The following is a 9,376-nucleotide window of genomic DNA, read 5'->3' as shown; positions in this document are numbered from 1 at the left end:
CACCGGCCGCACTCGGGCTCTGGATGTTGACCAGGGGCACGCCGTTGGGCGCGGTGAGCACCGTGGGGCGCAGGTTGCCCGCGGCGCCGGGGTCGGCCGTGATCTGCGATTGGGCGGGCTGGCTCCAGGCGGCGAAGGCCAGCAGCAGGACGATGGCCGGCCAGCGCTTCGGCCTGGCGGCGCTGGCAGGGGCTTCGCCGCTGGCCGATGAACGGGTGCCGGATGAAGCCGTTTCGCTCACGGCCATCAGCTGGCCGCGCGCGGCGTTGAAAACGATGCGGTGGTGGTTGCGGTTCATGGGATGTTCGAGGCGTTGTTGTTGTGAGTGACAGCGGGCTCAGAAGCCGGTGGCCAGCCAGAAGCCCAGTGCGGCGTGGGCGGTGCGAAAGCCTTCCGGCTGGTGGACGGGCCAGCCGGCGAACAGCTCGTACTGAACGCCGCCCGCGCTGCCCCGCAAGCCGGCCACCGCGCCGGTCAGGCGGGTGCCGACGAGTCGCTGTGCACTGGGGCCATGCACCTGGCCGTGGTCCAGGCCCACAAATGCCGACGTGCCGCTGGCACCGAGCGGGGTGGCGAGTTCGTTGCGCCAGATCCAGCCGCTCTCGGCGCTCAGGCTGGATTCGCCGTCGAAACCGCGCACCGTGTGGCGACCACCGATGGCGAAGCGCTCTTGCGGCGACAGGGGTGTGCGGTGCGCCTGGGCGCGCCATTGGCCGCTGTATTGCCAGGGCTGTGTGCCGAGCTTGAAAGGCCACTGCCACTGGGCGCTGGCCTGCACCAGCGCGAACCGCGAGGTGCCTTCGCCAAAGGGCTCTTCGGGCGCGCGCAGCGAGCCAAAGGCGCCCGTGCCACGCCGATAGCTCAGGTTCAGATCCAGCGTGCCCGGTCCCACAAAGGCGCGGTGCCCGACGCCCAGCTGCCAGCCACCCACCCGCCGGCGCTGCACCTCGACCTCGGTGTCGTCGATGAAGTTGCGCGACTGCCGCGCAAACGCCTTGGCGTGCAGGGTGGTCTTGCTCGTGGCGTCGCGGTGCACCAGATACGACAGCGTGGCCTCCTGTGAACCGGTGGTGCCGCGGTAGACATAGTCCTGCGCGGCGCCCGCCACGGTCTGCAGGTATCGGTGCCGGCTGACGTCGAAGGCCAGCCATGCCCGGCCCCAGGGCAGCGAGTAATGCCACGAGCTGCCGCTGGTGCCCCGTGCTCCTGGGTCACCGCCGCCCAGACTGCGCTGCAGGCCCACGTAGAAGAGATCGTTGAGCGAGAGCGGGTTGTCGATGCTGAGCGTTGCGCTGCCCTGGTAGCGGCCCGTGCTGCGCGAGCCGCTGTCGTCCACGCCCAGTTGCACGCGCACCGGCCGACCCTGCTTCCAGTGAATCAGCAGGTCGCTCTGTCCCGGCTCGTCGGTCGGCACGATCTGGATGTCGGCCTCGGCGCTGGGCACCCGCTTGAAGTTCTCCAGCGCCTGCTCGATGTCGCGCAGGTTGAGGATGCCGCCGGCTTGGGCGGGCAAGGCATGGAGGGCGGAGGCGTGTCGCGCCGTGGGATCGGCGAAACGCACCTGCCGGATGCGCCCGGGGATCACCGTGAGCGTCAGGAGGCCTGGGTTCAGGTCCTGTGGTTCGACCAGCACCCGGCTCGTGACGAAGCCGCGCGCGACGACGGCGTGTTGTGCGCGCTGGGCCAGGATGCCGATGCCGCCTGCACCCAGGCAGCGGCGCAGCGGACCGTCCAGGCCGTCGGGTGCGGTGAGTGCGTCGAGCACCCAGCTGAAGCGGCGCGCGTCTTCTCCACGCAATTCGATCTGGTGGATCGGGAAACAAGGTGATTCGGCGTCGGGCAGGCGCTGCGCCGGTGTGGCTTGCGCGGCCTGCGGGCGCTGTTCACGCTCCTGCAGCGCCTGGTCGCGCTGGCGTGCATCGCGCTCCTGTGCGCGGCGCTGCTCCGATGTGCTCTGCGTTGTGTCGGTGGGGGTTTGGCCGATGGCTGGCCATGCCCACAGCGCGCCCATGAGGAGCGTTGCCTCGGCCACGCGCCGAACCGGCCCGAAGGCCTGTCTGCGTTTCATCCTTTTCCTCGCCTGAATACTTTTGGGTGATCATTTCCAAACACCGCGCATTCTGGCGAGGGTTCTGAACAATGAATACCAAAGTGTTGTATTCAGATCGAAGAAAACAGAAATTGAAGAAGAAAGGCGTGAAAAAGTAACTGGGCGGGCGCGTGGTTACCCCACCCGCCCGCCCAGTTGCCGCGCCGCCGCCAGCACCTTTCCCACATGCCGCTCGTCAAACCGGTGCGCCGGCATCGTGAGCGTGAGCGCGGCGGCGATCGACCCATCCGCATGGAACACCGGTGCCGAGATGCCGGCTACTTCGGCCAGGCGGTCGCCCACGGCGGTCATGTAGCCGTCGGCGCGGATGCGGGCGTGGATGCGTTTCTCGACGGTGGTGGGTGTGCGGCTGTCGTCGCCCGCGCCAAAGGCCGAGAGCACGCGCCCGCCCGTGCCCTGGTGCAGGGGCAGCACCTCGCCCGCGCGGATGTGGTCGCGCACCGGGTGCGGTGAGTCCACGCGGTAGAGGCACAGGCGCGTCTGGTTCGGCGCCTGGCCCTGGCGCACGTGGTAGGCCGCGCTTTCGCCGGTGGCGGCCACCAGCTGGCGCAGCACGGGCATGACGATGCGGTCGAGCGAGAACGAGGCCGCGTAGATGCCGTGCAGCCGCGCCACCTCACCACCCAGGGCATAGCGCCCGTCGTCCAGCCGCTGCAGCAGGTGCGCGTGTTCGAGCGAGGCGAGCAGGCGCAGGGCGGTGCTTTTGTAGAGCTGCGTGCGCTCGGCCAGCTCGGCCAGCGACAGGGCCGCGTCGCCCGCGCGGAACGCGCCCAGCAGCGAGAGCGCGCGGTCCACCGCAGCGGTGCCGCCGGTGGCGGCGTTGGCGTCGGCCAGTGACGGGGTTTGCGCTTTGCGGGGCATGGCTTTTGGTTGACAGCGTGGGGACGATCTGCGATTCTTTCAACAGAGAGAATATCGTTCTGTCTTACAGAACGCAAGCCGAAGCCCTTTTTTACATGCACAACACCCCCGAAGTCCTCATCAGCGAAGTCGGCCCGCGCGACGGCCTGCAGTCCGTCAAGGCGACGATGCCCACGGCCGACAAGCTGCGCTGGATCGACGCGCTCGTGGCGGCCGGCCTGCGCGAGATCGAGGTCGGCTCCTTCGTGCCGCCCAAGCTGCTGCCGCAGATGGCGGACGCGCCCGCGGTGGTGCAACACGCCCTGCAGCACCCGGGCCTGATGGTGATGGCGCTCGTGCCCAACCGGCGCGGCGCCGAGGCCGCGCTGGCCGCGGGCGTGCTCAAGATCACCCTGCCGGTGTCGGTGAGCGAGGCGCATTCCATGGCCAACGTGCGCAAGACGCCGGCGCAGATGCTCGACGAACTGCGCGAGGTGCACGCGCTGCGGCGCGACGCCGTGCCCGGCGTGGCGATGGAGGTGGGCTTGTCCACCGCCTTCGGCTGCACGCTGCAAGGTGCGGTGGATGAAGACGACGTGATCCGTCTGGCCGTGGCCTGTGTGGAAGCCGGCGTGGACGAGGTCGGCCTGTCCGACACCACCGGCATGGCCAACCCGGCGCAGGTGCGCCGCCTGTTCACGCGGCTGCGCGCCGAGCTGGGCGAGCGCGCGGGCGCGGCCCACATGCACAACACGCGCGGCCTGGGCCTGGCCAACTGCCTGGCCGCGTATGACGTGGGCGTGCGCACGTTTGACTCGTCGCTCGGCGGTCTGGGCGGCTGCCCCTATGCGCCCGGCGCCTCGGGCAACGTGGTCACCGAAGACCTGGTCTTCATGTTCGAGGCCATGGGCGTGCGCACCGGCATCGACATCACAAAACTCATCGCCGCGCGCGAACCTCTCAAGGCCGGCCTGCCGGGCGAGCCGGTGTACGGCATGACGCCCGAAGCCGGTTTGCCCAAAGGCTGGCTCTCCAACTCGATTTCTCCCAGATGACAAAACTCCCCTACGAAGGCATCCGCGTCGTTGAATTCACCCACATGGTCATGGGACCCACCTGCGGCATGGTGCTGGCCGATCTGGGGGCCGAGGTCATCAAGGTCGAGCCGCCCGCCGGTGACAACACGCGCCGCCTGCTCGGCTCGGGCGCGGGCTTCTACCCGCTGTTCAACCGCAACAAGAAAAGCCTGGTGCTGGACCTGCAGTCGCCCGAAGGCAAGGAGGCCGTGCTCAAGCTGATTGCCACCGCCGACGTGGTGAGCGAGAACTTCAAGCCCGACACCATGAAGAAGCTGGGCCTGGACTACCTGAGCCTGAAGACGCTCAACCCGCGCCTGATCCACGTGAGCCACAAGGGTTTTCTGCCCGGGCCGTACGACCACCGCACCGCCCTTGACGAGGTGGTGCAGATGATGGGCGGCCTGGCCTACATGACCGGGCGCCCGGGGGACCCGCTGCGCGCGGGCTCGTCGGTGAACGACATCATGGGTGGCCTGTTTGGTGCCATCGGCGTCATGGCCGCGCTCAGCGCGCGCGAGAAAACCGGGCAGGGCAGCGAGGTGCAAAGCTCGCTGTTCGAGAACAACGTGTTCCTGGTGGCGCAGCACATGATGCAGTTCGCCGTCACCGGCCAGCCCGCCGCGCCCATGCCCGACCGCATTTCGTCCTGGGGCATCTACGACGTGTTCAAGGTTCAAGACGAAGAGCAGATCTTCCTGGCCGTGGTGAGCGACACGCAGTGGGCCATCTTCTGCGACGCCTTCGGTTATGAAGACCTCAAGGCCGACCCGCGCCTGCTGGGCAACAACAACCGCGTGCGCAACCGCGACTGGCTCATCCCGCTGCTGCGCGAGCGCCTTGCGCTGCAGAGCGCGGCCGACCTGGCCGCGCTGTTCGAGCGCCACGGCCTGCCGTTCGCGCCCATCACCAAGCCTCACGAGCTGCTGGACGACCCGCACCTCTGCGCCACCGGCGGCCTGGCGCCCATCACCCTGCCCGACGGCGAGCGCGCTGGCCAGACCGCGCAGACCGTGCTGCTGCCGCTCGCGCTCGATGGCGAGCGCCTGGGCGTGCGGCGCAGCCCGCCGAAGCTTGGCGAACACAGCGCCGCGCTGCTGGCCGAACTGGGCTATTCGGAGGAAGACGCCGCCCGCCTGAGCCAGACGGTGGCAAAACCAACCTGATAAGTCATCAATCCAGGCGTATTCGTCATTGATTCATAACGAGCCGTGGGGTAATCTGCCCCGGTGGACAAACTCAAACAACTTGAAACCTTCGCCTCGGTCGCCACGCGTGGCAGCCTGACCGCCGCCGCCAAGGCCGAGGGCGTGGCCCCGGCCATCATCGGGCGCCGGCTTGACGCCCTCGAATCCCGCCTCGGTGTGAAGCTCATGGTGCGCACCACGCGGCGCATCACCCTCACCCACGAAGGCAGTGCTTTCCTCGAGGACTGCCACCGCCTGCTGACCGACCTGGCCAACGCCGAGGCCAGCGTGAGCGCCGGGGGCGTGAAGGCCAGCGGGCACCTGCGCATCACCGCACCGGCCGGCTTTGGCCGCCGCCACGTGGCGCCGCTGGTGCCGCACTTCCGTGAGCTGCATCCGGAGGTGACGATCTCGCTCAACCTGAGCGACCGCGTGGTGGATGTGGCCGGCGAGGCCTACGACTGCGCGGTGCGCGTGGGTGATCTGCCCGACTCGTCGCTGGTGAGCGTGCGCCTGGCCGAAAACCGCCGCCTGTGCGTGGCCACGCCGCGCTATTTGCAGCACCACGGCCGCCCACAATCCCCGGCCGACCTGGTGCGCTTTGATTGCCTCACGCTGTCCAGCGACGCGTCACAGACCCGCGGCTGGGCGTTCACCGTGCCGGGCGAAGCGGGCGAGACCACCATCACCCACCTGCGCCCCGGCGGCCCGCTGGACTGCACCGACGGCCAGGTGTTGCACGAGTGGTGCCTGGCCGGTTACGGCATTGCGTGGCGCAGCACCTGGGAGGTGGAGGCCGACATCGCGGCCGGGCGGCTGGTGAGCGTGCTCGACGAGTTCGCCGCGCCGCCCAACGGCATCTTTGCGCTGTTCCCGCAGCGCAAGCACCTCGCGCTGCGCGTGCGCCTGTGGATCGACTTCCTCAAGCACGAGTACGCGCGGCCGGAGTTCTGGAAGGGCTGACCTCGCTCAGCCCGGAATGTCCGGCTCCACCAGGTGGGCCAGCTGGAGCAGCGACTCCTGCCACCCGAGGTAGCACATCTCCAGAGGAATCGCTTCCGGAATGCCGTCCTGCACCACGTTGAGCTCGGTACCGCACGAGACGGCCTTGAGTTGCACGTCCACCGTGAGCAGGCCGGGCAGGTTGGGGTCGTCGAACCGGTCGGTGTAGCGCAGGCGCTCGTTGGGCACCAGCTCCAGGTATTCCCCGCGGAACGAGTGGCCGTGGCCGGTCGAGAAGTTGTGGAACGACATCTTGAAGCTGCCGCCGACCCGGGGCTCGAAGTGTTGCACCTTGCAGATGAAGCCGTAGGGCGGCAACCAGCGGGCCATCGCATCGGGGTCGAGGAAGGCACGGTAAACCTTCTCGGGTGGGGCGCGGAGCACGCGGTGAAGTCGAACGGTGCGGGATGACATGGCGGGGGTTCCTTTCACGGTGAGGTTCGTCTGAACAGGTCGCGGCCAGCGGGAAACATCCCCGGCCACCGATGCACGACGATCCAGCGTACGCGGTTTCGACAGGCGCGCATCCCGGTGGCGATCGCGCCGGTGACGGCGATCATGACAACGCCGTGCGCCACCACCGCGCCGATGGCCTGCCACAGCGCGCCCGAGACCATGGCCCCACCGGCGGCTGCTTCGCCCAGGCACAGCGGCATCAGCGCGGGCACCAGCGCCAGGCCGGCGCCGTGCGCGGTGGACACCACGAAAGACCCGATCCCCCATCCGGCCTGCCCGGCCAGTGCGCGGGTCACCTGCGGTGTGCGGCCCGCGAGGCACACCACCGCGGCCACCACCAGCAGCCCGCCCGCCAGCGCCAGCATCAGCCGGCGGTCCATCGACAGACCGGACACCAGCGCCGCGCAAACAACAGCCACCGAGGCGACGTGCCCGACCGTGATCGGGACCAGGGACCGCAGTGCCGGTGCCCGCTGCGCTTCAGGCCTGCGCATGGCAGCAGGCGCCGGCTGCCGGTGTCGCCTGAGGTGCCGGCGCGTAGCGGTCGTGGTGGCGGACCCATTCCATCTTGTGGGGCACGTCGCGCTCGTCGCGGCCCTTGGGCGCGAGGTCCAGCAGGTTGTAGGTGCCCATCATCACCTCCACACCGCGCCCGTAGGTCGAGTAGGTGTGGAAGACATCGCCTGCGTCGTCCCGGTAGAAGGCGCTGACGCCCGGCGCCTCCTCGCTCGGGAAGGGGCGCATCGCGTAGTTGTAGTCCACCTCGCCGCGGGCCAGCTCTTCCGGTGAAAAACTGACGTGGAAGTCGTGGTTGAAGTCGCTGCCGTGCGAGGACAGCCAGGGAAAGCGCCAGCCCATGCGCTGGCGGAAGCGCTCGATGCGGGCCAGCGGCGCGCGCGAGATCGCCACCATCGTCACATCGCGCTGCGCCAGGTGCGGCAGCATGCCGTCGGTGTGATCGGCCATGAAGGAACAGCTCGGGCAGCCCTGTTCCCAGTCCGGGCCGAACATGAAGTGCTGCACCACCAGCTGGTGGCGGCCGTCGAACAGCTCGGCGAGCGTGCGACGGCCTTCCAACCCTTCGAAGACATAGTTCTTCTCGACGCGGACCCAAGGCAACGCGCGGCGCTCGCGGGCGATCTGGTCGCGCAGCTGCGTCAGGGCCTTCTCGCGCGCCAGCAGCGCCCGGCGCTCGGTGAGCCATTGGTCGCGGGACACGATGGCGTGGCGCGCGGTGTTCGTTTCAGCGGTGGTGTTCATGATGGGTTCCTGGGTTTGAGAGACGGTTGATGCGGCAGGCAGGTGCCGCTCACGCGGCCTTGGGGCGTCGCACGGCGCGCACCTTGCCGCTCTCGCCGCCGCCGCAATAGAAGAGGTTGGCGCCGTCGGACTCGAGGCCGCTCACGCCGGTGCCGGCCGGCATGTCGAGCCGCTCGAGCACGGCGCCGGTCTGCGGGTCGATGCGCCGGATGTCGCTCGCATCGCCTTCCCAGGTGCCGTGCCAGAGTTCGCCGTCGACCCAGGTCACGCCGGTGACGAAACTGTCGGACTCGATGGTGCGCCGGATGGCACCGGTGGCCGGGTCGATCTGGTGGATCTTGCGGTCGCGGTACTGGCCCACCCACAGGCTGCCTTCGGCCCAGGCGAGTCCCGAGTCGTTGCCGCCGCCGGGCGCGGGGATGGACGCCACCACATCGCCGCTGACGGGGTCGATCTTGTCGATGCGCGCCTCGGCGATCTGGTAGAGGTGCGTGCCGTCGAAGGCGGTGCCGGCGTCGCCAGCGCGCTCCAGCGTGCGTGTGGTCTCGCCGCTGGCGGGATCGAAGGCAACGATCTGCGCGCCGGTGGCGGCCCAGACGCGCTGGCCATCGTGGGTGACGCCGGCGACCATGTTGGCGCCGGCGAAGGGGCCGTACTCGCGCACGATCTCGGCGGGGCGCGCGGTGGCTCGCTTGGGGGTTGTTGCGGTCTTGCTGGTCATGGTGGACTCCTGTTGGGCAGCACCGTGTCTCGGTGCCTGGAGTCCACTCTATTCACTCGGCAGCGCAGCGGGGAGTAACAAGATCGTCGTGAAACCCGCCAGGGTCGGTGCCAGCCAGCGCCGCGCGCGCGCCTGCCCGATGGCGCGCACCCGGCCCTCGGCTTCCAGCTCGGCCAGCGCGCGCTGCACGGTGCGCTGGCTCGCGCCCAGCGCCAGCGCCAGGGCCGAGGTGGACCAGGCCGCGCCGTCGGAGAGCAGCGCCACCAGCGAGGCCTGCTCGCCGGCCATGGGCGGCGCCAGCACCACGACCTCGCGCCCGTCCAGGGGCTGGAGCATGAAGCCGCGTTCGGTGGCCTCGATGCGCGCCATCGCCTTGACCAGTGCGCGCAAGCGGCCGATCTCGACCCGCAGGCGCGCGCGGTGCGTGTCGTCGGGGTGGCGGGTGCGGAACGCGTCCGCAATCAGGGCTTCGCGGTCCACGTCGCCCGGCCAGGCCTGTGCCAGCGCACGCGCCAGCGCGAACAGCACGGGGCGACGCGCCAGCGCTTGCCACGCGGCACCCGTGCCCAGGCCGCGGCGGCAGGCGTCGACCACCAGCGCGTCCGAGGCGAGCAGCGCCGCCACCTCGGCCAGCCGCAGGGCCTGTTCCTCGCCGCCGGTCACCACGCGCCGGGCGGCGGGCTGGTCCAGTGTGGCCAGCGCGCGCGCCACCTCGGCCTGCAGC

General features: G+C 69.7%; 10 protein-coding genes and 1 pseudogene. 3 read left to right on the top strand and 8 right to left on the bottom strand.

Annotation, left to right across the window (positions count from 1 at the left end; genetic code table 11):
• The 3 genes from V6M63_RS24505 to V6M63_RS24495 form a co-directional block, all read right to left on the bottom strand.
• The coding region (locus tag V6M63_RS24505; protein ID WP_332746201.1) for an ESPR domain-containing protein at nucleotides 1–298 on the bottom strand (298 nt) is incomplete at its 3' end.
• A gap of 39 nt (nucleotides 299–337) precedes the next feature.
• Nucleotides 338–2,068 carry a ShlB/FhaC/HecB family hemolysin secretion/activation protein gene (locus tag V6M63_RS24500; protein WP_332746199.1) on the bottom strand — a complete coding sequence of 577 codons (1,731 nt, stop codon included), beginning with the start codon at nucleotides 2,066–2,068 and terminating at the stop codon, nucleotides 338–340.
• 156 nt (nucleotides 2,069–2,224) lie between these two features.
• Entirely contained in the window at nucleotides 2,225–2,971 is a 747-nt protein-coding gene (locus V6M63_RS24495; protein WP_332746197.1) for an IclR family transcriptional regulator, read from the bottom strand.
• A 95-nt stretch (nucleotides 2,972–3,066) separates the two neighbouring features.
• Between V6M63_RS24495 and V6M63_RS24490 the strand changes: the two genes are divergently transcribed.
• The 3 genes from V6M63_RS24490 to V6M63_RS24480 all read left to right on the top strand — a co-directional run bounded on the left by V6M63_RS24490 (nucleotide 3,067) and on the right by V6M63_RS24480 (nucleotide 6,176).
• Entirely contained in the window at nucleotides 3,067–4,005 is a 939-nt protein-coding gene (locus V6M63_RS24490) for a hydroxymethylglutaryl-CoA lyase (protein ID WP_332746195.1), read from the top strand.
• Nucleotides 4,002–5,192, top strand: a complete 1,191-nt coding sequence (locus tag V6M63_RS24485; protein WP_332746194.1) for a CaiB/BaiF CoA transferase family protein — start codon at nucleotides 4,002–4,004, stop codon at nucleotides 5,190–5,192. Before V6M63_RS24490 ends, V6M63_RS24485 begins: the two co-directional genes overlap by 4 nt.
• 63 nt (nucleotides 5,193–5,255) lie before the next feature.
• On the top strand, nucleotides 5,256–6,176 hold the full coding sequence (locus V6M63_RS24480) for a LysR family transcriptional regulator (RefSeq protein WP_332746192.1): 921 nt from the start codon (nucleotides 5,256–5,258) through the stop codon (nucleotides 6,174–6,176).
• Between the two features lie 6 nt (nucleotides 6,177–6,182).
• On the opposite strand, the gene V6M63_RS24475 is transcribed toward V6M63_RS24480, so the two are convergent.
• The 5 genes and pseudogenes from V6M63_RS24475 to V6M63_RS24455 form a co-directional block, all read right to left on the bottom strand.
• Nucleotides 6,183–6,629, bottom strand: a complete 447-nt coding sequence (locus tag V6M63_RS24475; protein ID WP_332746191.1) for an SRPBCC family protein — start codon at nucleotides 6,627–6,629, stop codon at nucleotides 6,183–6,185.
• Between the two features lie 14 nt (nucleotides 6,630–6,643).
• Nucleotides 6,644–7,165 carry a hypothetical protein gene (locus V6M63_RS24470; RefSeq protein WP_332746189.1) on the bottom strand — a complete coding sequence of 174 codons (522 nt, stop codon included), beginning with the start codon at nucleotides 7,163–7,165 and terminating at the stop codon, nucleotides 6,644–6,646.
• The gene (locus V6M63_RS24465) at nucleotides 7,152–7,931 is read right to left on the bottom strand and encodes a DUF899 domain-containing protein (protein WP_332746187.1); all 780 of its coding nucleotides are present in this window, start codon (nucleotides 7,929–7,931) and stop codon (nucleotides 7,152–7,154) included. Before V6M63_RS24465 ends, V6M63_RS24470 begins: the two co-directional genes overlap by 14 nt.
• A 49-nt stretch (nucleotides 7,932–7,980) precedes the next feature.
• Nucleotides 7,981–8,652, bottom strand: coding sequence for a Vgb family protein (locus tag V6M63_RS24460; protein ID WP_332746185.1), 672 nt, complete (start codon nucleotides 8,650–8,652; stop codon nucleotides 7,981–7,983).
• Nucleotides 8,653–8,700: 48 nt separating this feature from the next.
• Nucleotides 8,701–9,376 (bottom strand): annotated as a pseudogene (locus V6M63_RS24455) (helix-turn-helix domain-containing protein); the annotation flags it as partial.

It is taken from the genome of Hydrogenophaga sp., from assembly GCF_036675665.1.
Classification (GTDB): Bacteria; Pseudomonadota; Gammaproteobacteria; order Burkholderiales; family Burkholderiaceae_C; genus Hydrogenophaga.
The sequence above is the reverse complement of the archived record's forward strand: the minus strand, read 5'-3'. Positions and strand labels throughout refer to the sequence as shown.

Coding starts and splice junctions, on each gene's coding strand:
- V6M63_RS24500 (WP_332746199.1), bottom strand. CDS start 2,068: ATGAAACGCAGACAGGCCTTCGGGCCGGTTCGGCGCGTGGCCGAGGCA.
- V6M63_RS24495 (WP_332746197.1), bottom strand. CDS start 2,971: ATGCCCCGCAAAGCGCAAACCCCGTCACTGGCCGACGCCAACGCCGCC.
- V6M63_RS24490 (WP_332746195.1), top strand. CDS start 3,067: ATGCACAACACCCCCGAAGTCCTCATCAGCGAAGTCGGCCCGCGCGAC.
- V6M63_RS24485 (WP_332746194.1), top strand. CDS start 4,002: ATGACAAAACTCCCCTACGAAGGCATCCGCGTCGTTGAATTCACCCAC.
- V6M63_RS24475 (WP_332746191.1), bottom strand. CDS start 6,629: ATGTCATCCCGCACCGTTCGACTTCACCGCGTGCTCCGCGCCCCACCC.
- V6M63_RS24470 (WP_332746189.1), bottom strand. CDS start 7,165: ATGCGCAGGCCTGAAGCGCAGCGGGCACCGGCACTGCGGTCCCTGGTC.
- V6M63_RS24465 (WP_332746187.1), bottom strand. CDS start 7,931: ATGAACACCACCGCTGAAACGAACACCGCGCGCCACGCCATCGTGTCC.
- V6M63_RS24460 (WP_332746185.1), bottom strand. CDS start 8,652: ATGACCAGCAAGACCGCAACAACCCCCAAGCGAGCCACCGCGCGCCCC.